Origin of the sequence: Streptomyces sp. NBRC 110028, assembly GCF_001417735.1 — a bacterium.
In the GTDB taxonomy this organism is placed as follows: Bacteria; Actinomycetota; Actinomycetes; order Streptomycetales; family Streptomycetaceae; genus Streptomyces.
Genome location: NZ_BBUZ01000033.1, coordinates 194,355 through 218,237, shown reverse-complemented (window position 1 = coordinate 218,237; position 23,883 = coordinate 194,355). Strand labels below are relative to the sequence as shown.

The window sequence follows — 23,883 nt, the reverse complement described above, 5'->3', positions numbered from 1 at the left end:
GTACCGGGGTGGTCTCCCTCGGGCAGGGGGTACGCCTGGGAGTCGCCCGCCGGGATGCCTGGGCCGTCACCCCCAGGCAGAACTACCGCGGGCTGGTCCCCACCGTTGTGGGAGGAGGCGCCGGACGCAGCATTGGCAATCGTCGCCCCGCCGCCGATCAGCACTGCGGCGGTGACCAGACCGATGCCCCAGCTTCGCCTGAATTGCATGATGAATCCTCTCTGCGGACCCCAGGTGGGCCAGCTCCTGCAGTCAAGCCGGAGGGATGTTGCGAGAGTTTAAAGAGGTAGCCGCGCCTCTCCGATGCGAAGGACGCCCCGCTGATGTCGGCAGGGCAGGCGGCAAGCCCCGTCGGCCCCTCCGGCTCCGCGTCGAGGATTCCACCGCCCACAGGACGTCGGCGGGGACGGCAGTGTCGCCCCGCCACCACGCGAGGGACTACGAACGCCTTATCCAGCACTCCGAAACCCTCATCACCTGGGTTGCCATCACACTCATGACCAGGCGCCTGGCTCGGAATGGTGCCACTCCGGGCTGACCGAGGAAACCAGCTTCGTCCGCACGTCTCACCTACGGAGCCCAGCCAGGCAATCTGCCGCGATCGCGCGCCTCATCCTTGCCGGTTGGCGCCTGAGCGGTGGGCCGCACCCATCGGGATGGTGAAACCGTCTGGAGTTCAGGCGTTGCTGACGCCGCTCTCGGTGCTACGGGCGCGACGCTCGGTGATGTAGCGGTACAGGGCGCCGAGCGCGGCGGCTTGGACGATGGCGCCGATGGGGATGCCTATCAGGCCTGCAGGGCCAGCGAAGAAGAACAGCATCGAGGTCGGTGCGGTACCAAGATGGCCCACACCCCGGCGTAGCTGGCGTCTCCGGACGAGGCGGCGGAGAAGTAGCGGCCTGAAGGGTGTCTTTATTGCCGTACGGTGGGTGACCTGGGCGTTGCGATCGCTCAAGTATGGGCATGATCCCTGATCAGTGATCGTGGGTCTGCGACTGCTCTGCCTGATCTTCTGCCGACTGCTGGGCTGCCTCCTCCTGCTGGGCCAATCGACCGCCGCGAACAACGCGGAGATCCTCGCGCTTCGTCATGAGGTCGCCGTGCTGCGTCGGCAGATCCAGCGGCCGCGGCTCTCTTGGGCTGATCGTGCCGTGCTCTCCGCTCTCGCACGGCACCTGACACCTGCCTTACGCCGCCATCGGCTGGTCACCCCCGGCACACTGCTGACCTGGCACCGCCGTCTGGCGCGCTGGAAATGGCGCCAAACACCAACCGGACCCGGCCGGCCACCACTGGCGGAAGAGACAGTCGCGCTCATCCAGCGCCTGGCGCGAGAAAATCCGACCTGGGGATACGTCAGGATCCAAGGCGAACTGCGACGGCTCGGTTACCGGGTCGCCGCCGCCACCATCCGGCGCGTCCTGCGCCGCTCCGGTCTACCGCCCGCACCGCGGCGAGCCTCCCGCAGACCTGGCGCTCCTTCCTCCGTTCCCAGGCCCACACGCTGCTCGCCTGCGACTTCATGCACGTGGACACCGTCTTCCTCAAGCGTCTCTACGTCTTCTTTGTCATGGAGATTGCCACGCGGCGCGTCCATGTCCTGGGCGTCACCGCCCACCCGACCGGCGCATGGGTCACCCAACTCGCCCGCAACCTGCTCATGGACCTTCAGGACAGAGCTGGGCGCTTCCGGTTCCTCATCCGTGACCGGGACAGCAAGTTCACCGCCGCATTCGACGCCGTCTTCGCCGGCAACGGCACAGCCGTCATCCCGACACCGCCACAAAGCCCCCGGTCCAACGCCTACGCGGAACGATGGATACGCACAGCCCGCGCCGAGTGCACCGACCGACTCCTCATCACCGGCGAACGACACCTACGCACAGTCCTCGACCAGTACGCCGAGCACTACAACGCCGGACGAGCCCACCGCAGCCTGGACCTACGTGCCCCAGACGATGACCCGAAGGTCATCCCCCTGCCTGCAACCACGGCCAGGCGCCGCCAGATACTCGGCGGACTGCTCAACGAGTACCACTCGACGCCACCCGGCCGCCTTACCGTCAGCAGGAAACACCCAGCTCAGCAGCCTGATCGGAATATTGACACCCTTCACGCCTCGCTCGTAGTGCGTACGTCGAGGAACCGGCCGGGCGAAGCTGAGAGCCTGCTTCCCGCCCCCGCCCCCGCCCCCGCTCACGGCTCCAAGCTCAAGTCCGCGGCGGCGCGGTGCTCGCCCGCACCACGAATTCCACCGGCGGGAGCTCGGCCGCCTGGAACTTTCCTCCCTCGGTGAGCGAAACCAGTGCCTGCGCGGCGGCGCGCCCCCAGGTCAGCACGTCCTGGCGTACCGTCGTCAGCGGCGGTGCGATGCAGTCGGCCAGCGGGATGTCGTCGAAGCCCACCACCGACAGGTCCTCGGGGACCCGCAGCCCGCGGCTGGTCGCGGCGGTGATCCCGGCGATGGCCATCAGGTCGTTGGCGTACACGATGGCGGTCGGCGGCTGGTCCAGGTCCAGCAGCTGATGCGTGGCCTGGGCGCCGGCCGCGCCGGTGAAGTCCGCCGCCACGGGCGGGATCTCCGGCAGGCCGGCATCCGCCAGCGCACCGCGCCAGGCGTCGCACCGGGCCTCGGTGTGCACATACCCTGCGGCGCCGCAGACGTGTCCGATCCACCGGTGGCCGAGTGAGCGCAGATGGCTGACCGCACGTCGCACCCCGCTGCCGTCGTCGACCCCGAGGACCGGCACCTGGCCGCCGTGCTGTGGTGGTCCGACGATCAGTGCGCTGATGCCCAGCTCCGTCACGAGTGTCGGCCGCGGGTCGTCGGTGCGCAGATCGGTGAGGAACACGCCGTCGACCCGACCGTCACGGGCCAGCCGCTCATACGCCTGCCGTTCGGTTTCCTCATCGGGGACGACCTGGAGCACGAGCGCGTAGCCGAGCGGCGCGAGGCCGGTCTCGATGCCGGCGACGAACTGGGGGAAGAACGGGTCGGTACTCAGCAGTTCCGGCGGTCGACGCATCACCAGGCCGAGGGTCTGGGACCGCTTGGTGGAGAGCGCCCGGGCGCCGGCGTTGGGCTGCCAGCCCAGCTGGTCGATCGCGTCCAGGACCCGCTGGCGCGCCTGCGGGCTGACCCCGGGGCGGTCGTTGATGACGAAGGAGACCGTTGCCTTGGAGACCTGGGCCAGCGTGGCGACATCACCGATGGTCGGCCGACTGCCTCCGACCCGGCGTGGCGGCGGAGGCATCGCCTGGCGGGAACCGCCCGCCGATCCACCCGCTTTGTCCTGGCCCCGCACCATACCGCCTCGCCTTCCACTGATTCGGGACGTACGGCTCCTGGGTGGCAGAACTGCGCCACCCAGATTACCGAAACGTTTCGCATCCATCCTTGACGCTTAGATATTAAACCGGTTTGATGACGCTCGTAACCCCGCGGTGATCATTCTGGCGGGGCGGGCCGGCGGCGACCAGAGGGGAGTCGCTTCGGACCCTCAACCACCCGCATGGAAGGGAGTTGGGCACAATGAGGCGTTTTCTGCGCGTTACGGTGCTGACCGCCGCCGCGGCGCTTGTCCTGCCATTGTCCGCCTGCGGTTCGGGCGACGCCGGCGGCGGCAAGCCGACCTCGGGACCGATCGACATCTGGTACTCGACGAATGAGCAGGAGCAGGCCTGGGCCAAGGCCGTAGTGGCTGCCTGGAACGCCGAGCACACCAAGGAGAAGGTCACCGCCAAGGCGGTGCCGTCGGGCAAGTCCACCGAAGACGTCATCGGGGCCGCGATCACCGCGGGCAACACCCCGTGCCTCGTCTACAACACCGCTCCGGCGGCGGTCGCCGCATTCCAGAAGCAGGGCGGCCTGGTGAATCTCTCGGACACCTTCGGCGATGCCGAGTCTTTCATCAAGAAGCGCTCCGGCGGTGCCGCGGGCGGCTTCCGTTCCCCGGACGGCAAGTTGTATCAAGTGCCGTGGAAAACCAACCCGTTCATGCTCTATTACAACAAGGACGTCTTCAAGAAGGCCGGCCTGGACGCCGAGAATCCGAAGCTGAGCACGTACGACGATGTGCTGGCCGCGGCGAAGAGGATCAAGAGCAGCAAGGCGGCGAAGTTCACCTTGTATCCGCCGGCGACCAGTGACTACATCAATGCGCTGTTCGACTTCTATCCGCTGTACCTGGCCAACTCCGGCGGCGAGCAACTGGTGAAGGACAAGAAGGCCACCTTCACTTCCAGGGCGGGACGACAGACCCTCGGCTTCTGGCAGCAGATGTACGCAGGCGGCTACTCGTCCCCGGAGGCGTACAGCGGCGACATGTGGGCGGGCCCGTTCGCCGACGGGGTGGCCGCCATGGGCATCGCCGGGCCGTGGGGCAAGGGACAGTTCGACGGCAAGGTGAAGTACGGCGTGGTGCCGCTGCCCACGGCTGCGGGAATACCGGCCGACAAGACATCGACGTTCGCGGACTCCAAGAACGTCGGCCTGTTCACCTCGTGCAAGCACAAGCAGACCGCCTGGGAATTCACCAAGTTCTCGATGAGCGCGAAGAACGACGCGGCACTGCTGGAGGAGACGGGGCAGTTCCCCACCCGCGGTGACGTGGCCGCCGTCGCGGGCGGCTATCTCAAGGACAATCCCTTCTACCAGCCCTTCGCCGACGCGGTGCCGCGAGCGGTGGACGTGCCAAATATCGCCGGCTCGACCGAGGTGTGGAAGACGTTCCGCACAGCCTGGGAAGACGTGGTGCTGCCCGGGAAGGGCGATGTGAAGTCGACCTTTGACAAGGCCGCGCAGCAGATCGACGACCAGATCGTCGGCTGATGAGGCACACCATGAAATCACTCCGCGACAGTCGCGATGGGACCCAGGCCGCAGACGATCCGCCCCGCGGCCGGCACCCCCGGCCATCGCCCCGCCACGCACCGCCGGCAGCCGCACCCGAACGCCGTATCCCGGGTCGTCGGCCCGGCGCCTCGCGGCTCGAGCGACGGCTGGGCAACAGCCCGCTCGGGCTCGTCCTGACCGCGCCGTACATCGCCTACGTCCTGGTCGTGTTCATCATCCCGTTCGGGGTCGGCGTATGGATGGCCTTCCACGACTACTTCTTCACCGCGCCCGGCGTCTCCGTGCCGCACCCCTTCGTCGGGTTCGACAACTTCACCGAGGTCCTCGGCGAGGAGAAGACCCGGCGCGCCTTCGCCAACCTCGGGTTGTTCATGGCGATCAACATTCCGCTGACCGTGGTGCTGGCGCTCGCGCTGGCGTCGGCGCTGAATGCGGCAACCCACTGGCGCGGATTCTTCCGGGTGGCGTACTACGTGCCGTACGTGACGGCCTCGGTCGCCACGCTGGCGGTATGGCTGTTTCTGTTCAATGGCTCCGGCGCCGTCAACAACGTCCTCGGCTCCTGGGCCCCGGACCCGTCCTGGCTGGCGAATAAGCACCTGGTGATGCCGCTCATCGCCGTCTACGTCACCTGGAAGCAGCTCGGGTTCTACATCCTGCTCTACCTCGCCGCGCTACAGAACGTGCCCAAGGAGCTGCACGAGGCGGCACTGACCGACGGAGCCGGGCGCTGGCAGGCGTTCCGGGCCGTCACTCTGTCGGCCGTCCGGCCCGTCACCTCGCTCGTCATCCTGCTGTCGATCATCACCGCCGGGCAGATCTTCACCGAGCCGTTCCTGCTCACCGGCGGCGGACCGAGCGGCGCCTCGCTCACTCCCGCGCTGCTGGTGTACCAGCGGGGTATTGAGCAGGGCGAGCCGGATGCCGCGGCCGCCATCGGACTGATTCTCGTCACCGGCGTGCTCATCATCGCGACCGTCGCCCGGCGCGTCATGGAGAGGGACTGATATGGCCCATATCCCGCGCATCGCCCGCATCCTGCGCTACGCCGCGCTCGGCCTCGGCGCCATCGCCGCTCTGCTGCCGTTCTACTACATGCTCATCGGGGCGCTGCAGAAGAAGCGCGACACCGGCCTCGGCGGCCTGCTGCCGAAGCCGAGCAACCTGACCCTGGACAACCTCGCCGGTATCGACGACTCGTTCAGCCTGCTGGGCGCCCTGGCCAACTCGCTGATCATGACGGTCGGGGTGGTGGTCTGCACCCTGGTCTTCGGCCTGCTGGCCGGCTACGCCCTGGCGATCCTGCGCTTCCGCGGCCGCGGCCTGGTGTTCGCGCTCGTCCTGCTGGTCCAGGCGATCCCGTTCCAGCTGCTGATGATCCCGCTGTACGTGATGGTGGTGCGCTACTTCGGCCTGGCCGACAGCTACGCCGGAATGATCCTGCCGTTCGCCATCAACTCCGTCGCCGTGCTCATCTTCCGTCAGTACTTCCTGCAGATCCCGCGCGAGATTTTCGACGCGGCGCGCATGGACGGAGCGAGCGAGCTGCGCATCCTGCGCTCGGTGGCGGTGCCACTGGTGCGCCCGGCGATTCTCACAGCCATGCTGGTGACCTTCATCGGCCCGTGGAACGAGTTCCTCTGGCCGTTCCTGGTGACCAAGGACAAGGGGATGCAGCCCCTCGCGGTCAGCCTGGCGAACTTCTCCCAGGCCAATTCCACCTTCCAGGCCAACCCCATGGGCGCTGTGCTCGCCGGTGCCTGCGTGCTGGCGGTGCCGGCCGTCGTCCTCTTCCTGCTCTTCCAGCGCCACTTCACCTCCGCCAACCTCGGATCCGCGATCAAAGGCTAGGTATGACCCAGCTCAACACCGAAAGCGCGCTCCCGTATGCGCTGAACCGGGTCGGCGTGCTCATGAACGCCGACCCCACCGACCCCCTGGAGGCCGAGGGCGTCCTCAATCCGGCCACCGCCTGGGGGCCCGACGGCGAGCTCTATCTCTTCCCCCGCATGGTCGCGGCAGGCAATGTCTCCCGGATCGGCCGCGCCCGTGTCGTGATCGAAGACGGCGTACCGGTCGGCGTCGAGCGCCAGGGCGTGGTGCTGTCCCCGGACGAAGGCTTCGAGCGGGGTGCACACAATGCCGGCGTGGAGGACCCCCGCATCACCTTCATCCCTGACCTGGGCGTGCACGTCATGACGTACGTCGCCTACGGTCCGCTCGGCCCGCGGCCCGCGTTGGCCGTTTCCACGGACACGATCAGCTGGCGCCGTCTCGGCCCACTGCACTTCACGTATCAGCCGCACCTGTCCACCGACTTGAACTTCTTCCCCAATAAAGACCTTGTCTTCTTCCCCGAGATCGTGCCCGGCCCCGACGGCCGTCCGAGCTTTGCGATGCTGCACCGACCGATGTGGGACCTGGACTGGCTGCGCCCGGGCGAGGGCGCCCCGGCCCCGGCCGGGGTGGCCGACGGCCGCCCGTCGATCTGGATCGCGTACGTAGACGCCGAGGCGGCCCGCCGCGATCTCTCGGCGCTGACCTCGCTGCGGTACTCCGCTCCGGTGGCCGCTCCGGAGATGCCGTTCGAGGCGGCGAAGATCGGTGCGGGTCCGCCGCCGCTGCGGGTGCCCGAGGGCTGGCTGCTCATCCACCACGGGGTGACCGGCCCGGTCGCGACGGGCTTCGAGCTCAGCCATGGCGCCGTCTACCGGGCCGGGGGCATGCTGCTGGACCCAGACGATCCGGCGCGGGTGCTGGCGCGCTCGCAGGAGCCGTGGCTGTCTCCGGAGACTCGCGAGGAGACGGTAGGAACGCTTGGCAACGTTGTCTTCCCGACTGCGATCGAGCGCTTCGCGGGGACCGTCTATGTGTTCTACGGGATGGCGGACAGCGCGATCGGCGTGGCCGCTCTGGAGCGGACGGCGGACTGACGCCTTCGGCGTGAAGCGGATATGTCGGGTCCTGGGCGTCTCCCGTTCCGGCTACTACCGGTACCAGGCCACCGCGTCGGCCCGCGCCGCGCGCCAGGCCGAGCAGGCCGCGGCAGGCGCCGAGATCCGGCAGATCCACGCAGACCACCACGGCGCCTACGGCGCCCCGCGGATCCACGCCGAACTCCGCTCGCGGGGCCGGAAGATCAACCGTAAGCGTGTCGCCCGGCCGCGGTCACTCTGCTCTCGGCTACCTCACACCAGCCGAATTCGAACAACAGCTGATCTCGTCACATACGCTGTCACTCGTCGCATGAAACCCGGTGTCCACTCCCGAGGTTGAGCCTCATCGCATCCCCGCTGTCCGCGCCGGTTTCGCCCAAGGCAAGCAGGAAGTGACCCGCGTGACCCTCCTCTGACGATTGCGAGCCGCCGCCCAGCCCTACACCGTCATCTGTGTAGAGCCACTCAACCGGCTTGCGGGCGGCGGCGCGAAGCCGTCGGCCGCAAGCCGGTTTACGTCTGTGATTCGCGTCACCTGAGGGGCTGCGTCACCGTCTTGCCGAGGTTCGGGCCGGCGCCCAGCGGGAAGCTGGCGCGACGGGTGCGGCCAGGTGCGGCAAGGGTGACGGAGACCGTCAGGCCGGGCTGGTCGGGGTTGGCGACGCTCACCACGGCGGAGCTGCCGTCCTCGTTGAGCATGACGATGGCCGGCTGATCGACCCGCAGCGTGCGGCTTGACCCCAGGTCGAGGGAGCCCGCGGCATGGAAGGTCGCCATCGTCAGCCGCAGCCGCGGGTGGTGGACTGCTTGGACCTGCTCGTCGTTGCGCAGGATCTTGACGACCGGCTTGGCCGCATATGAGTGGACTTTTTCGGGTGTCGCGCCGGGCAGGAGGACGTAGGCGTACTTGGCTCCGTCCGGGGTGGTGCCGTGGTCGAAGAAGAGGGTAAAGGCATTCCGCTTCACCGGATCGCGGTCGAGCCAGCTCCCGGTCTGTTCCTTGTTCGAGACCTTCAACGGCCCACCCTCCGGGAAGACATAGCCGATCTCGTCGTTGTACGCCCATGAGGCGCCGGTGGCAGCTGAATCGGTCCCCGGGCGTACGGCCTTGCCGCCGACGGAGGCATTGGACCGGGCCGCTCCCTGATTGACGGTCGTATGGACGGCGTGCTGTGAGGTGGAACTGATCCCGGCGCCGAGCGCGACCATCTCATCGTCGAAGTAGAAGTAGCTCTTGAGCCCGGTGGTCGAGAACCGGTCGAGGGTGAAGACGCTTGCCCCGTAACGCCCGTCGGAAATTCCTCCGGTGAAGCTGCCGCGGTTGGCGGGACTCGACTGCGTCGTCACCTTGGTGTACGGCGCGGTGACACCCGGGTAGTGGAACCAGTCGAAGGCGGGTACGAGATCGTCGTATTCCCGGTTGGTGACCTGGATCGAGGTGGCTCCCGCCGCGTTCCAGTCGATCTCATTGCCGACTTCGGGGCGGAAGGTAGAGCGGTACTCGCTGCCCTTCATACGAGGGGAATTGACCCTGGTGAAGATTCCATACTCGTCCCGCAGATGTGAGGAGAACTCTGAGCGCCAGAAGTACTTATGCCCGGTGACGCCGTTCTCCCGACTCTTCCCCCGGATATTGTCGGCAAGCCGCTGATACGCCGCCGAGTTTCTCTCATCGGCCCGAACCATCCGGTCGAGCGGCTCGAGGAAGTCGGCCGCGTAACTCGTAATGCCATCAATGGTGTTGGGGGGACGGTACCCAAGGTACATCATCCCGATCTCCCCGCGGATCAGCCAGCGGGTCCCGTCGAGGATATAGAAGGCGATGGCGTCGATGTCCTCGGACGAGAAGGCGAAGCTGGTGCCGCGCGCAACATCGGCCCACGCCGCCACGATGGTGAACAGGGCCATGCCGTAGCCCTCGCTATAGAGCTGCGCCCCATGTGCCCAGAAGGATGAGTCGACCTGCACAGCCTCGGTGACCTTACCGCTGCTGTCGACGGCGACCGTCTGCGACATGGTGGCGTAGCCCTGCTCAATGTCGGCGGTTGCATGCTTCGCGACGGCCTCATAGAGGTAGTTCTCGGTCCTCCAGGAGCCGTTCGCCCCGGCCGGGTCCAGGCGGCCGGTGTTGTGGGTGTAGGTCACCTCCCGTGCCTCGGCGCTGAGTTCGTCGCCGACGAAGATTGACACCCGGCCCATGGCCATCGACTTGCCGATCTCGACTTCCCACCAGTTCGTGCTGGTCGGTTTGACACTGTCCCAGTAGAGAAGAGCGCGGTTCAGGGCCTCGATCAGCTCCGGTTTGCCGTAGCCCGCGGCATCCGGGTCACGGTAGGCATGAGCCATTGCGATCATGCGGTACAGCGCGTGATAGGGCGACCAGACCCGACCGTTGGCGGAACTGGTGGTGTCGCCGTAGTCCACGTTGGGCCACGAGCCGTCGGCGCGCAGGGACTCGACATAGGCCAGGGCCTCGGACGTGCGGGCGAGGAAGATGCCATTGGCGATTCTCACCTGGTCACCTTGGGCAAGGAACCGCTGTCGCAGGCGTTCGATGATGAGCTGAATGTCATCCGTCACGGCTCGACTCCCACTGGCTTCGGCGGCCCGCGCGAGAGTCGGCACTGACAGCGTCAGCCCGGCGACACCGGCGGCGAGTCCGAGGCCCCCGAGTAGGACACGACGTCGATGGGGCAGGGGTACGACTCTGTTTTCAGTCATGCGGTCTCCTTCGGGCGCACCCAGACCCTGACAACGTTGCCGTTGGGGCGCGTGCGTCGGTTGGCGAGGTCTTCCGGGTGCTGATTCGGTCACGGCTTCGGCTTGGTGCACACCGATCTCTAAACCGGTTTGAAAACGACTCGTAAACAGTTACCGGCTACGGTCTGGGTAAGTCAACAGTCGCGACGTTGGGGCGAGGGTGGGCCTTGACCCTTGATCCTGGACACACGAGACACTGGATCCTGGGGATCTGAGAACGGACATCTCGTGGTCATGAAGAACTATCCGCCGCAGTTCAAGGCGGACGCGGTCGCGCTGTACCAGTCGCGGCCAGGGGCGACGATCCGGCAGGTCGCCGCCGATCTGGGGATCAATCCCGAGACCTTGCGGAACTGGGTCCGGGCAGCTGGTGCGAGCCGGCCGCGGGGACGCCGGGCAACAAGTACCGTCGGAGCCGCCGACGCCGTTGGAGGCGGAGAACGCCGCTCTGCGCAAGAAGGTCCGCGAGCTGGAGGAGGAACGCGAGATCCTGCGCAAGGCGGCCAAGTATTTCGCCGGGGAGACGCGCTGGTGAACCGCTTCCAGTTCGTCGCCGACCACCACCGCCGCTACGGCGTGAAGCGGGGGTGCACCATCCTGGGCATCGCCCGCTCCAGCTTCTCCTACTGGCGTCGGACGGCCGCGGACCGGGCCGTCCGGCAGGCGGCTGACGCCCGCCTCGCCACCCGGATACGGGCCGTGCACCGCGAGTCGGACGGCACCTATGGCGTCCCGAGGATCACCGCCGAACTCCGCGAGGCGGGCGAGCGCGTCAACCACAAGCGGATCGCGCGTGTGATGCGGGGTGCCGGTCTGGCGGGCGTGCGCTTGCGCCGCAGACACCGGACCACTGTTGCGGACCCGGCGGCGGCGAAGGCCCCGGACCTCGTCGGCCGCGACTTCACGGCAAGCGAGCCGAACACGAAGTACGTCGGCGACATCACCTATCTCCCGCTGGACGGCGGGAGGTTCCTGTATTTGGCCACCGTGATCGACCTCGCCTCACCTCGCCTGGCCGGCTGGGCGATCGCGGACCACATGCGTACCGACCTCGTCACCGACGCCCTGGCCGCCGCCGAGCAGACCCGCGGCAGCCTCGCCGGGGCGGTCCTGCATCTTGATCTGGAACCACCGGCACCTGCTCTATGCGCTGCGGGAGTTCGAGCTGTTTTACAACGCTCATCGGCCACATCAGGGCATCGCCAACGCCCGTCCTCTGCACCCGTTACCCGCGCCGATCACCGATCCGGACCAGATCGCCAGCCTCGACATACGAAGACGCGAGCGCCTCGGCGGCATCCTCCACGAATACCGACATGCCGCATGACCTGGGCGGATGAGGTTTCCGGCAAGCGCAGGGCGTGCGCCTGGAGTCGTTGCGCTTCTTGATCCGCGACCGGGACGGCAAATAAACCGAGTCCTTCGACGCCGACTTCGAAGCTGAGGGCATCGAAACCGTCAAGATCGCCCCGCAGTCCCCACGGATGAACGCACACTGCGCGAGGGTCATCGGGACACTGCGGCGCGAGGCCCTCGACCACCTGTTGCTTTGGAGCGAGCGCCACGCTCTCCGTGTTCTCAGCACCTACGCCGGACACTGCAACGGACATCGACCGCATCAGGCCCGAGAGCAACTACCGCCCCTCGCCGACCACCACACGGCGTCGCTGACCGACCTGAAAACCCCACGACGGCTGCTCCGGACCGTGTCCTTGGTGGCCTGATCAATGAGTACAGGTAAGTGGCATGACCAGCAGTGACGCGTTTCTGAACGGCACAAGATCCGAACCCGCAGGTCACCTCGGGTGACACAGTTTCCGGCACCCACGGCGTCCTGCGCCGCTCCGGCCTGCCCCCGCACCGCAGCGCGCCTCCGAGCAGTCCTGGCGCTCCTTCCTCCGTTCACCGGCCCACACGCTGCTGGCTTGCGATTTCACGCACGTGGAGACCGTCTGCCTCAGATGTCTCTATGTCTTCTTCGTCATGGAGATCGTCACCCGGCGCGTTCACGTCCTGGGTGTCACTGCCCACCCGACCGGCGCATGGGGCGCCCAACTCGCCCGCAACCTGCTCATGGACCTCGAGGAGAGGGCTCGGTGCTTCCGGTTCCTCGTCCGGGACCGGGACAGAAGTTCACCGCCGCATTTGACGCTGTCTTCGCCGGCAACGGCACAGCCGTCATCCCGACCCCGCCGCAAAGTCCCCGGTCCAACGCGTTCGCCGAACGATGGATACGCACAGCCCGTGCAGAACGCACCGACCGCCTCCTCATCACCGGCGAACGACACCTACGTACGGTCCTTACCACGTGGTACGCCCGGGTCTCGGGGATCGTCCGGCCCTGGGCGTGCAGCGTCTCCACCACACGTATGCGCTCGCATTTCAGTGAGCATGGATGGGCCTGCACCCGGTGTCAGTTCCCTGAGGCCGCTGTGGACGGGATTCGGTCGGCGGCGGCGTGGGCGGGTGTGTAGAAGCGTCCCTTCGTCGTCTTGGTGAGGATGATGTGGACGATGGGTCCGAGGAACATCGAGATGAACGACGCGTACGCCACCGGGTAGATGCCGAGGATGCCGAGGGCCCCGACGAACACGGCGAGGCCGAGGGAGAGCAGGCCGCAGGGGTTCCACTCCCGCACGTCGTCCTCGCGGAATTCGATGCCCTCGGCTCGGCCGAGCTTGAGCCAGCGTCGGCAGATGAAGTAGTCGGCGAGGATGATGAGCACCCAGGTGTTGGTGAGGACACCGGTGACGGCCAGGAACGTGCCGAGGTGGTTGATGACGTTCGTGGCGTAGAAGATGACGCCGAACAGCCACACTCCGAACATCCACCAGGGGCGTCCGGGACGGAACCCCGCGACGACGTCGAAGCCGCTGGACAAGGTGATGGAACCGCCGTACAGGTTCATGACGTTGATGCGAATCTGGGTGATGACGACGAAGACGACGCCGAGCAGCCCCATCAGGTGGACGAAGACGAATCCGGGGTCCTGTGCCTTCGCCTCGCCGAAGGAGCCGACCAGAGACGCACCGAGCATGGCGCCGAGGAAGATGATGACGAACATGGGGATGAGTTCGAGCAGCATGATGGTCGCTGTGCCGCGGTAGCGGATCTTGGTGCTGGCGAAGCGTCCGTAGTCGGTGGCCATCAGCCCCTGGAAGATCATCTGTCCGTTGGCGAAGCTCATCGCGGTCCACAGCGCGGCTCCACCGCCGGTCGCGGTGGAGTTCCACTGACTGAGGCCGGCGACCTCGTGGTGGGAGCCAAGGGAGATCAGTGCCCAGGCAAGCAGCCCGACGAAGATCGGGAAGCCCCATTTCTGAAGCGTCGACATGGCGTACATGCCGCGCCAGACGAAGCCGATCGTGATCAGACCGATGAGGGCGAAGATCCCGATGCCGGCGAGGGAGTCGATGGGGATGTGGAAGTAGTAGGCGATCGCGTGGGAGACGATCGTCCCCTCGAAGAGGAAGTAGTAGACGAAGTTGACCGCGTAGATGAACGAGGTCAGTGCGGCTCCTCGGCTTCCGAAGCCGAGACCGCGGGATATCAGGCTCTGGGAGAGACCTTCGCGGCTGGCCATCCGCATGGTCAGGGAGCCGATGAGGATGGCGCCGATGAAGAAGTAGCTGATCGGCAGCAGCATCGCCGGCCAGCCCACGAGGAAGGTCTGCTGGGCGCCGAAGGAGAAGAAGAACATGGCGGTGGCGTTTCCCAGCAGCACGAGGCTGATGGCGGGGATCGGCCAGCGCTTGTTGTCGGGCACGCGCTCGACGGCGAAGCTCTCGATCTGGTCGTCGATGGAGGCTTCGGGGCCGCGGAAGGATTCTCTGATGGACATGGGTGGTTCTCCCAGTGGTGCGGGCGGTGTTTCGGCGGAGCGCAGTCAGGCGGTCGGTGCGGCCCAACGGCTGTCGAGGGCGATGGTGGGATCGGTGCCGAACTCATGGGCGAGCGCGGTGGCCGTGGCGCGGGCTTCGTCCAGACAGGTGCGGGCGAACGCAGCCTGGGCTTCCGGGCCGTCGGCGGGGGAGGGGAGTGTCTTTTCCCACCGTGCTTCGAGGTCGTCGAAGGAGATGCGCAGACGCTCGGCACGGGCGGCGAAGCTCCGTGCCTGGGGATCTTTCGCGGCGTCGAGCAGGTGCTGCCACTGCCACCAGACCGCGAGCGGGTCGTGCGAGGGCTGACGATGATCACGGGGGTCGGATGAGAGCCTGGGGTCGGGCTGGGTCAGCCCCTCGGGCAGGTTCTCGATGTCCAGCGGAATAGGAAGGTAGACACCCGTACATGGGGTGACGGGGCACCACCAGAGGGTGAGGGGGCCGGGTTCGTCGTGCAGTTCGACGATCAGTGAGGCCGCGGTGTTGCCCCAGGTGAAACTGGACGGGTGCTCGTGCATGCAGAGTGTGTGGAAGTCCGGGCGCGCGGCGTCGAAGGAGGGACCGCCGAGGAAGGTGCCTTCCAGATGATCGCGCAGGACGCCCTTCATGGCGTGCAGGCCGACGCCTGTGACCGCCTCGTCGGTGAGGAGCTGGTGGGAGCGGCGGCGACGAATGCGCGACACCTGTAGCGGCGTGCCCGGGTCGGTGAAGGCGTCCGCCACGTCCAGCGGCTGGTCGGACGGCCAGCCCACCCGTGTTGCCGCCGCGTGCAGACCCGAACTGGTGAGGTCCGCGTCCGTGCGGATGGACAGCTCGTTGCTGAACGACGCGACACCGCTGGTGATGCGGCGGGCCGCCCAGTCGCGTCCGATCGTCTCCAGTACCCAGGCTTCCCGCGGATCGGCGATGACGAAGGCGTTGTCGTAGGAGCCTTCGGCGTGGGGCGTGCCGAGCATGGCCGAGCCCCACTGACCGTAGCGCTCCAGCAGGTCCGTGATGATGTCCAGCGCTTCTCGTGCGGTGCTGCCGCGTTCCAGCCCGAGGCGGACGAGTTCCATGCCGAGGATGCCCGGCTCCTGCGGGTCGCCTGCCTTCTCCCTCGCGACGGCGTCCGCCCAGACGCGGCTGAAGACGGCCTCGTTGCCGATGGCCACGCGGTGCTCGTTCACGCCCATTTCGTATCCCCAGCACCAGAAGGGGCTCGAGCCGATATGTGCGTAGGCGGGTGCGTCCCCGATGGTGAGATAGGCGAGGCGCAGGGGACCGCCCGCAGGCCGGGCCGGGTACCGGCGCAGCGGCTGGGCCTCCCCGGCGGGGCGGTCGCTGTTCTTGCCGAAGAGGACCGCTCGGCGGCGGGTGGAGTCGGGGAGCGCGACGATGGTGTCGCAGCTCCAGGGGCGAGTCGTCACGTGCGGGCTCCGTTGCTGTGGGCGGTCCTGAGTCCCAGGTGGGTTTGGACGAGGCCGCGAGTGGCCTGCCCCACCAGGCGGCAGGTCAGCTCGGGGTCGTTGGCGCAGGCGGGATCGATGCGGTCGAGCGCGATGGTGTCCGCGAAGAGCGTCCCCTTGTCCGCCGCGGCAGGCAGGCGGTCGCTTCCTACGATCGCGACGGTCTTCACCCCGAATGTCCGGGCGAGCCGGGCGATGCTCACGGGGGCCTTGCCCCGCAGGCTCTGCGGATCGAGGCAGCCCTCGCCGGTGATGACGAGGTCCGCCCCCCGGATCTCGTTCCCCGCTCCCAGTAGATCGAGGAACACCTCCGAGCCGGAACGCAGGTATCCGCCGAGCAGGAGCCCGGCCCATGCGAGGCCGCCCGCGGCCCCGGAGCCCGGCCGCCGGGCCGCCCCCCGGTTGCCGAAGGCGTTCTCCAGAATGTCCGCCGCATGTGCCAGCCCGGCGGAGAGCTGGCGGATCATGTCGTCGTCCGCGCCCTTCTGCCGGGCGAACATCTCGGCCGAGCCGTCGGATCCCACCATGGGCGTGTCGACGTCACACGCCAGAACCAGCCGGGCGTTCCGCAGGCCGGGGTGGAGACCCGTAGTACGGACGGTCGCGAGCTCGAGCAGTGCGGCACCGCCCGGCATCAGCCGGTTGGCCTGTGCGTCATGCAGCTCGGCGCCGAGCGCGCACAGCAGGCCGGTACCACCGTCGGTGGCGGCACTGCCACCGAGCGCGAGGGTGATCTCCTCGACCCCGTCGTCCAGGAGGGCGGCTACCACCTGGCCGACGCCGTACGTCGTGGCCGTGGCCGCCTCGGACGGGTTGGGGCGCCGCGCGCCGAGGCCGCAGACGGACGCCACCTCGACGATCGCCCGGCCGCCGAGCCTGGCGACAGGCGCCTTCACATGTGCGCCCCAGGAGTCGGACGCCGGCACCGAGACGGCTCTCCAGCCTGCGGACAGCGCGGCCGCCACGCTGCCGTCGCCACCGTCGGCGACGGGCAGCCGCGACACGGCCGCAGCGGGGGCCTGCTCCGCGATCGCTGCTGCCATGACCTCGACGAGACGCTGGGCCGACACGGTTCCTTTGAACTTATCCGGGGCGAGGACGACGCGCCGGACGGCGTCTACCTGCATAGAGACGCTCCTCCCGAAAATTGTTCGTCAAGTTATCTCACCCATTCGTCGGCTTGTCTAGCGCTCAGCGGATACTCTGTGAACCCCTGGCTCTCACCCACGACGCGAAGGACGCGCATGCCGATCGAGCTCGTAACCCAGTCCGTCGGCGACGCCCTCGTGACGTCACTGCGTGAGCGGATACTCGCGGACGAGATCAGCGTCGGCATGGCGGTGACGGAGGCATCGGTCGCCGCGGAGTACAAGGTCGCAAGGCAGACCGCGAAGGGCGCGATCGAGCGGCTGGTCGGCGAAGGCTTGCTGGAACGCACTGCGCACAAGAGCGCCCGCGTTCCGATGCTCGATGAGACGCGCGTACGGGACCTGTACTTCGCCCGCGGGGTGATAGAAGTGCGGGCCTACGAACTGCTGGCCGACGAGCGGCTGCTGCCCCCGGAAGCCTTGACAGCTCATGAGGCGTTCGGCGAGTGTGCGAAAGGTTCGAACGTGGCGGCCCTCGTGCAAGCGGATGTCGCCTTCCACCGGGCGCTGATCGACGGCCTGGAGAGCGACCGCATCTCCCGCGGGCACAGCGTGATCATGAATGAAATCCGGCTCTGTCTCGCCCAAGTGCAGAACGCGCACCTCCTCGCCCCAGCAGAGATCGCCGAAGAACACCAGGCGATCATCACAGCCATTCGCGACGGCGACGTCCCCAAAGCTGGCGAAGTGGGCCTGGAGCACCTCAAGCACGCTGAGAGGAACTTGCTGGAACACCTGCGCAAATGACCTCCCCCTGGAGGGGCCTCCTGGCCCGGCCACGAGGCGGCTGCAGGCTCGCATACCGCAGTGGCCCAGGTTCACTGTCCGGGGCTGCCCGACGATCCGGGCCACATGATGGCGGCCCGTCAGATGAACGGGTTCGGCGCGGTTCTGAGCTTCGAATTCGCGGACGCGGACGCGGCCGTTGCCGACGCCGCCTGCGACGCGGTGCGGGTCATCGCGTTCGCCACCGGTCTCGGCGGTGTGGAGTCCACGATCGAGCGCGGGACGAAGCAACCCGGTCAGGAACACGTACCGCCGGGGCTCCTGCGGCTCAGCGTGGGCTGCGAACACATCGAGGATCTGTGCCAGGACCTGCTGCGGGCCTCGTGGTCGCCCGTACGGGACGTCTGGTGGCCGCGGCCGACGCGCTCGGCATGGACCACACTCGGGCTCCGGTTGATGGAGCGCGGCTGCGAAGGCTGGGCCCTGACGGACGCCGGTAAGGCCGTTTCGGAGAGCGCACGCGCGATCGAGGACGCCCTCGCCCGCGTCGTCGACGCGGCGTCCGGTCAGGACTCGCCGTCGCTCCACGGCACCGTGCGGGTGAGGCACCCCGGACGGCTTCGGCACCGTCTTCGCCACGCCCGCCCTGGCGAATGCTTCCCGGCCGAAGGCGGCGGCCATCACGTGCGAGTAGTCGACGGTCACTTGCGGCAAGTGGACGATCACCTCACTGGGGCACGAATCGCTGGTCCTCGTCGCAGCCACACAGCCGGGCCGCCGCCCGCTGGAACTGGCCCAATGCCGGGAGACGGGATGGACCTCAGGCCACACACACTGGTCCGACGGCGTCTGCTGCACCGCTGGGCCGCGGATCTGGGGTTCTCTCCCAACCTCACGCTGGGAACCGAAGAACTTCACAGCATGCTGGCCATGATCAAAGCCGGTCTGGCAGTGGGTCTGGTCCCGGCCGCCCTCATCAGCAAAGAGCCGGACCGGTCCGGGGTCCAACCGTGGTTCTTCCGCCCGGGGCCGCACCGCTCAGTCGCGAGATCCTTGCCGTGAGCAGACCCGGTATCCGCCCCCCGATCATCAACGAACTGATCACGCTGCTGGCCGACGCTCTGCAAAACGTCCGTTTGTAACACCGACTCGCGTCCCTGGCCCACACCCCGCCTACGGCCGCCGACTGCCCTCCTCGGCCCACTCCGGGAGCACAGCTTCCGTCAGTCGCACACATCGGCGTCCACCGGCGTGAAAGGGGCCACGGCGGATACATCAACTGTTGCGTTCGCCGGCGGGGCAGGTCATGCACTCACCGGTGCCGTTCCGGTTCGACGCGCCGCAGGTCGTATCCGCCCGCGGGAAGCTCGCTTCAGCCGAGCGGCGATGGGCGGCAGAGCTTCCGCAGATACGGAAGGAGGTGCTGCGCCGGCGTCGTGACCATGGGGACGCCGCGATGGCCGAAATCCTGGCCGCCTTCACCGACGCCTGTGCCCGCCAGGCAGCGCAGACCGCCACCAGCTGATCGCTGAGTTCGGCGGCTGACGGAGGGGGCGGTCTGAAGTCTTGACAGGGCACCCGACCGCCCGCATGCTATCTGAAATCTCAGGCAACTTGAGATCTCAAGAGAGCGAGGCCCCGTGGATCGCCCGGAGACCGCCCATATCCGCAGCAACGGCCAGCTGACCTTGCCGATCCAGGTCCGGCGCGCGTCCGAGCTTCAGGAAGGTGACGTCGTCGAAGTCGTACCGCAGAGCGACGGGACGATCCTGCTGCGGCCCATCGCCGTCCTGGACCGGCAGCAGGCGGACCAGATGTTCCGGCGCGGACACGGGCCCGCGGCGGAGCCGGCCGAGGATGATATGCGTGACCGGGTCCGTGGCCTGCTCCGCCGCCGCCAGCTCCCGGTCACCACCGGGCGCAAGCTTGACGGGCTGGTCGAGCGCTATCAGCGTGGCGATCTGACCCGCAAGGCGTTCATCGCCGAGGCGATCATGCTCGGCCTGCCGGCTGTGTCCATCGCGTCCCTGTTCGCGGGCACGGACCAGGCGGATGTCGAGCCCAGCGCGCCTCGGGCGCAGTACGCGGAACCGGCCGTGGACGGCACGCGGGACGGCGTCGTGCGAATCGCCGAGGCATTCCACTCCCTGCTGTACCTGCCGCTCTACATCGCTCACGATGTCGGCTTCTTCGAGGATGAGGGACTGACCGTCGAGATCACCAAGGCGGGCGGCGGTACCGAGGCATGGTCGGCAGTGGAGAGCGGCCTCGCGGACTATTCCGTGCACGACCCGGTGTTCACGATGCGAGCACACGAGCAGGGCGTCGGGGACGCGGTCGTAGTGGGAACGCTCTGCAACGGGCAGGCCATTCTCGCGCTGGCACGCGACGAGTCCGTCCAGGCGACCGAGGACCCTCGGACCTTCATCACCGAAACGATCAACGGACGGACCGTCTGCACGCAACCACAGCCGGATTCACAATGGTCCTTGTTGCGATTCCTGAGGTTCCTCTACGAAGCCGATCCGGCACAGGCACCTCGAGTGTTGCAGGTTCCGATCGGGACCGAGCCGGAACCGGTACTCGCCGGGAAAGCCGACCTGTGCCTCGCGTTTCCTCCGCAGGCGGATATCGCGGTCTCCGCCGGACTGCAGGAGATATTCGACTTCTCCCGGTTCTTCGGGCCCTATCTGCTTTCCGCGCTCGCCACTCGCCGTGCGGTCATCCAGGCCGATCCCGAACGGCACGGAGCCGTGGTCACCGCACTGGAAAAGGCATGCCAATACGCCCACGCGTTTCCGGATGAGGCAGTGCATGTGGCACAGCGGGAGTTTCCCGACCTCGACGCCGAGGTGATAGACCGGGCAACCCGGCGCTGCCTCCAGCGCAACTTCCTGCCCCGCCACACCGCCGTGGACGGGGAGGCATGGCAGGAAAACGGTGTGCTCAACAAGTTCGTGGGCACCATCGGAGAGTACCGGGCCATGACCGAACTGGTCGACAACGAAGCTGCGCTGCGAGCCTACCGGCTTCTCGGCAACCTCCAGATGGTGTGGCGCGAACCGCGTTCGATCACACGGGTCACGGCTGTTGGCGCGTCACGCCTTCCGTAGTCCGGCATCGCCGGATCCAATCTCCAGGACAGAAGGCTCAGTGTGGGAATCGTCGTGGCAGTCGATATCCAGGGAAGTGAACGATGATGGAAGAAATGGCCCGTAGCGACGGCTGCACGGAACCGCCGCCGTACGCGGCACTGCGTATCAAAGCCATCCAGTCCCTTCTCGTGGAGAAGGGACTGATCGTGCAGCAGGCTCTCGATGAGATCGTGGACATCTACGAAAACCGTATCGGCCCAAAGGATGGGGCCGCCGTCATCGCCCGGGCCTGGGATGATCCGGAGTTCAAGGCACGGCTTCTCGAAGACGGCACCGGGACGCTCGCTGACCTCGGCATGACGGGATTCGAGGGCGCCCATGTAATGTTCGTCGAAAACACTGATCAGGTGCACAACGTCGTGGTATGCACCTTGTGCTCGTGCTACCCCTGGGCAGTTCTCGGCCTGCCGCCGGCATCGTTCAAGGTGCCCCAATACCGATCCCGTGTGGTTTTCGAACCGCGCAAGGTGCTCGAGGAGTTCGGCACCGAGGTCCCGCCTGAGAAAGAGATTCGCGTGTGGGATAGCACGTCCGAGATTCGTTACGTTGTCATCCCGCAACGCCCTGCTGGAACCGAATCTCTTTCGGTCCAGCAGCTCACGGAGTTGGTCAATCGCGACTCCATGATCGGCACGCGTCTCGCTACGTCCAGTGAGGGGGCTGCGGTATGAATGGAATTCATGACGGCGGAGGCAAGCTGTCACGACCGAGCCTGACAAGCCGGTGTTTCACGGTCAGTGGGAGCGCGACGTATTCAGCGTAATCGGCCTTTACTTCGCCGCTGGGATGACGCGATCCGCACGCCAGCGAAGTTCACACGTCCGGAAAATAAGCTGCCTCGTTTCGCTACCAGTCAGCAGGTAGTGGTAAACAACCTCAACCCCACGGGGCACACCCGGCTTCCGTAGTACGTCAAAGGCCGTAGCGGGATCGTTCAGATCCTGCGCCGCTCCGGCCTGCCGCCCGCACCGCAACGCGCATCCCATCAGACCTGGCGCACCTTCCTCCAAGCCCAGGCCCACACGCTGCTCGCCTGCGACTTCATGCACGTGGAGACCGGCTTCCTCCGACATCTCCATGTCTTCTTCGCCATGGAGACCGAAAGGGCTGGGTGCTTTCCGGTTCCTCATCCGTGACCGGGACAGCACGTTCACCCCCGCGTTCGACGCCGTCTTCGTCGGCAACGGCACAGCCGTCATCCCGACACCGCCGCAAAGCCCGCGGTCCAACGCGTTCGCCGAACGATGGATACGGACAGCCCGCGCCGAATGCGCCGACCGACTCCTCATCACCGGCGAACGACACCTACGCACAGTCCTCAACCAGTACGCCGAGCACTACAACGCGGCACGGGGCCCACCGCAGCCTCGGCCTACGTGCACCAGACGACGACCCGAACGTCATCCCCCTGCCCGCTGCCACGGTCAGGCGCCGACAGGTACTTGGCGGATTGCTCAACGAATACCACACCACGCCATCCCGACCGCCTCACCATCTACAGGAAACGCCCAGCTCAGCAGCCTGATCGGAATATTGACACCCTTCAGGCCGCGCCGTGATCATCCACTGCTGGATGATCACGGTCCACTGATCCGATGCCTGCCCGACTCGGACGGATGACCGAATCAGGCCCGATGGGTTCGGTCGCCCGCACGGACCAGCCGACAACGATTCACGCGAGACTGAACCCGTGTAGCTCAGGGTCGCGACGACGATGAGGAGAAGGGCATTGACCGACGAACGGGTGACATGGCGCGACCGGGCGTTCCCTGACCGCGATGTGCCGCTCACAGAGGTCGGCGCGCAGGGCTGGCGCCTTCTCGACGGCGACTTCCACCTACCGGTCGTGGCCCTGCGGGAAACAGCCATCGAGCGCAACTTCGCGCTGATGCGGGACTACTGCACACGCCACGACGTACTCATTGCGCCACACGCGAAGACCACGATGAGTCCGGCGCTCGTCCAGCGCCAGCTCGCCACTGGTGCCTGGGGCATCACGGTCGCCAACGTCCAGCAGGCGAAGGTGTTCATCACCGCGGGGGTGCGACGGGTCCTGGTAGCCAATCCCGTCGTCGGTCCGGCCGACCTCGCTTACCTCGCCGCCCTGAGGCGGGCCGACCCGGACCTCGAGGTACTGCTGCTGGTCGACTCCGTCGAGGCGGTCGCCCTCCTGGTCGACCGCGTGAGCCCCGACGCGGCCGACCTCCGGCCCCAGCCCGTGCTGGTCGAGCTCGGCTACGCCGGCGGCCGCGGCGGCGTGCGGTCAACAGACGACGCCCTGCGAATCGCGCAGGTGGTTCGCGACGCCGACGGGCTGGAACTCGTCGGGATCGAGGGCTTCGAGGGCCTGGTACCTGGCGCCGACCTCGTCGAGCGCCGCGATCGCGCTGCCGACTTCCTCGACTGGTCCGCGACAGTCGTCCGCGAGTTGATCGACCGCCGGCTGCTGCCCGGGAGCGGCGCCGTCGTGTCGTTCGGCGGCAGCTCGTACTTCGACCTAGTCGTCGCACGGTTCCGGGAGCTCTGGAGCGGCGATCGGGTCGAGGTGATGCTGCGCAGCGGCTGCTATCTGACGCACGACCACGGTCTTTATGCGCGCACGTCGCCGTTTGTTGGGCACGACCCGGCACCGCTGCCGGCGCTTGAGGTGTGGGCCGAGGTGCTGTCACGCCCAGAGCCGGCACTCGCGATCCTGGGCGCCGGTCGCCGCGATGTCTCCACCGACGCCGACCTCCCGCTGCCCGTCGCGGTCCGGCGCGACGGGCACACCTGGCCTGTCGACGACCTGCGGGTCACTGCCGTCAACGACCAGCACGCGATGGTGGCCGTCTCGGAGGACGCCTCGCTCGAGGTCGGCGATCTCGTGTGCCTCGGCGTCTCCCACCCCTGCACGACGTTCGACAAGTGGCGGCTGGTCCCGGTCGTCACCGACAAGTACGAGGTGATCGATGCCGTCCGCACCTACTTCTGATTC

General features: G+C 67.2%; 17 protein-coding genes and 6 pseudogenes. 16 read left to right on the top strand and 7 right to left on the bottom strand.

The annotated features are described in order from the left end of the window. Together ASC60_RS43285 and ASC60_RS26410 are read right to left on the bottom strand one after the other, a co-directional pair. Window positions 1-209, bottom strand: a pseudogene (locus ASC60_RS43285) (hypothetical protein); the annotation flags it as partial. A gap of 467 nt (window positions 210-676) precedes the next feature. Further along, the gene (locus ASC60_RS26410) at window positions 677-820 is read right to left on the bottom strand and encodes a hypothetical protein (RefSeq protein WP_370592969.1); all 144 of its coding nucleotides are present in this window, start codon (window positions 818-820) and stop codon (window positions 677-679) included. Window positions 821-983: 163 nt separating this feature from the next. On the opposite strand from ASC60_RS26410, the pseudogene ASC60_RS43280 reads away from it, so the two are divergent. Beyond that, window positions 984-2,094, top strand: a pseudogene (locus ASC60_RS43280) (integrase core domain-containing protein). Between the two features lie 116 nt (window positions 2,095-2,210). Here ASC60_RS43280 and ASC60_RS26400 read toward each other — a convergent pair. Then, on the bottom strand, window positions 2,211-3,254 hold the full coding sequence (locus ASC60_RS26400; RefSeq protein ID WP_055555199.1) for a LacI family DNA-binding transcriptional regulator: 1,044 nt from the start codon (window positions 3,252-3,254) through the stop codon (window positions 2,211-2,213). Window positions 3,255-3,556: 302 nt separating this feature from the next. Between ASC60_RS26400 and ASC60_RS26395 the strand changes: the two genes are divergently transcribed. From ASC60_RS26395 to ASC60_RS39835, 5 genes and pseudogenes are all read left to right on the top strand, one after another. Then, entirely contained in the window at window positions 3,557-4,831 is a 1,275-nt protein-coding gene (locus ASC60_RS26395; RefSeq protein WP_234357140.1) for an extracellular solute-binding protein, read from the top strand. An 11-nt stretch (window positions 4,832-4,842) separates the two neighbouring features. After that, entirely contained in the window at window positions 4,843-5,862 is a 1,020-nt protein-coding gene (locus ASC60_RS26390) for a carbohydrate ABC transporter permease (protein ID WP_055555143.1), read from the top strand. 1 nt (window position 5,863) lies between these two features. Further along, window positions 5,864-6,706 carry a carbohydrate ABC transporter permease gene (locus ASC60_RS26385; protein WP_055555141.1) on the top strand — a complete coding sequence of 281 codons (843 nt, stop codon included), beginning with the start codon at window positions 5,864-5,866 and terminating at the stop codon, window positions 6,704-6,706. 2 nt (window positions 6,707-6,708) lie between these two features. Next, window positions 6,709-7,788, top strand: a complete 1,080-nt coding sequence (locus ASC60_RS26380; protein WP_055555139.1) for a glycosidase — start codon at window positions 6,709-6,711, stop codon at window positions 7,786-7,788. 4 nt (window positions 7,789-7,792) lie between these two features. Beyond that, window positions 7,793-8,017, top strand: a pseudogene (locus ASC60_RS39835) (IS3 family transposase); the annotation flags it as partial. Between the two features lie 305 nt (window positions 8,018-8,322). On the opposite strand, the gene ASC60_RS26375 reads toward ASC60_RS39835, so the two are convergent. Next, a complete protein-coding gene (locus tag ASC60_RS26375; protein WP_234357139.1) occupies window positions 8,323-10,371 on the bottom strand; it encodes a polysaccharide lyase family 8 super-sandwich domain-containing protein in 2,049 nt (682 codons plus the stop codon). Window positions 10,372-10,785: 414 nt separating this feature from the next. Between ASC60_RS26375 and ASC60_RS39830 the strand changes: the two genes are divergently transcribed. Next, complete coding sequence (locus ASC60_RS39830; protein ID WP_159043323.1) at window positions 10,786-11,940, top strand: IS3 family transposase; 1,155 nt, start codon at window positions 10,786-10,788, stop codon at window positions 11,938-11,940. Beyond that, window positions 11,910-12,292: pseudogene (locus ASC60_RS39825) on the top strand (integrase core domain-containing protein); the annotation flags it as partial. The gene ASC60_RS39830 and the pseudogene ASC60_RS39825, both read left to right, overlap by 31 nt. Window positions 12,293-12,964: 672 nt before the next feature. Here the strand turns inward: ASC60_RS39825 and ASC60_RS26365 are convergent. Genes ASC60_RS26365 through ASC60_RS26355 form a run of 3 tightly spaced genes read right to left on the bottom strand, consistent with a single transcriptional unit; the run spans window position 12,965 to window position 17,007 of the window. Next, complete coding sequence (locus ASC60_RS26365) at window positions 12,965-14,392, bottom strand: cytosine permease (protein ID WP_055555135.1); 1,428 nt, start codon at window positions 14,390-14,392, stop codon at window positions 12,965-12,967. A 45-nt stretch (window positions 14,393-14,437) separates the two neighbouring features. Further along, complete coding sequence (locus tag ASC60_RS26360) at window positions 14,438-15,841, bottom strand: C69 family dipeptidase (protein ID WP_055555133.1); 1,404 nt, start codon at window positions 15,839-15,841, stop codon at window positions 14,438-14,440. After that, the gene (locus ASC60_RS26355; RefSeq protein ID WP_055555131.1) at window positions 15,838-17,007 is read right to left on the bottom strand and encodes a glycerate kinase; all 1,170 of its coding nucleotides are present in this window, start codon (window positions 17,005-17,007) and stop codon (window positions 15,838-15,840) included. Before ASC60_RS26355 ends, ASC60_RS26360 begins: the two co-directional genes overlap by 4 nt. Before the next feature lie 117 nt (window positions 17,008-17,124). Between ASC60_RS26355 and ASC60_RS26350 the strand changes: the two genes are divergently transcribed. From ASC60_RS26350 to ASC60_RS26325, 8 genes and pseudogenes are all read left to right on the top strand, one after another. Next, the gene (locus tag ASC60_RS26350) at window positions 17,125-17,775 is read left to right on the top strand and encodes a GntR family transcriptional regulator (protein ID WP_055555129.1); all 651 of its coding nucleotides are present in this window, start codon (window positions 17,125-17,127) and stop codon (window positions 17,773-17,775) included. Between the two features lie 60 nt (window positions 17,776-17,835). After that, complete coding sequence (locus ASC60_RS26345; RefSeq protein ID WP_079038638.1) at window positions 17,836-18,816, top strand: PLP-dependent transferase; 981 nt, start codon at window positions 17,836-17,838, stop codon at window positions 18,814-18,816. A gap of 244 nt (window positions 18,817-19,060) precedes the next feature. After that, window positions 19,061-19,279 carry a hypothetical protein gene (locus ASC60_RS26340; RefSeq protein ID WP_055555125.1) on the top strand — a complete coding sequence of 73 codons (219 nt, stop codon included), beginning with the start codon at window positions 19,061-19,063 and terminating at the stop codon, window positions 19,277-19,279. A gap of 115 nt (window positions 19,280-19,394) precedes the next feature. Next, complete coding sequence (locus ASC60_RS26335; RefSeq protein WP_055555123.1) at window positions 19,395-20,867, top strand: ABC transporter substrate-binding protein; 1,473 nt, start codon at window positions 19,395-19,397, stop codon at window positions 20,865-20,867. A gap of 83 nt (window positions 20,868-20,950) precedes the next feature. Next, window positions 20,951-21,580: a nitrile hydratase subunit alpha gene (gene nthA / locus ASC60_RS26330; RefSeq protein WP_107097170.1), complete on the top strand. Its 630-nt coding sequence runs from the start codon at window positions 20,951-20,953 to the stop codon at window positions 21,578-21,580. 37 nt (window positions 21,581-21,617) lie between these two features. Further along, window positions 21,618-21,773, top strand: a pseudogene (locus tag ASC60_RS44175) (hypothetical protein); the annotation flags it as partial. Between the two features lie 65 nt (window positions 21,774-21,838). Further along, window positions 21,839-22,434, top strand: a pseudogene (locus ASC60_RS39815) (integrase core domain-containing protein); the annotation flags it as partial. 204 nt (window positions 22,435-22,638) lie between these two features. After that, on the top strand, window positions 22,639-23,880 hold the full coding sequence (locus tag ASC60_RS26325; protein ID WP_055555121.1) for an alanine racemase: 1,242 nt from the start codon (window positions 22,639-22,641) through the stop codon (window positions 23,878-23,880). Window positions 23,881-23,883: the final 3 nt, after the last annotated feature.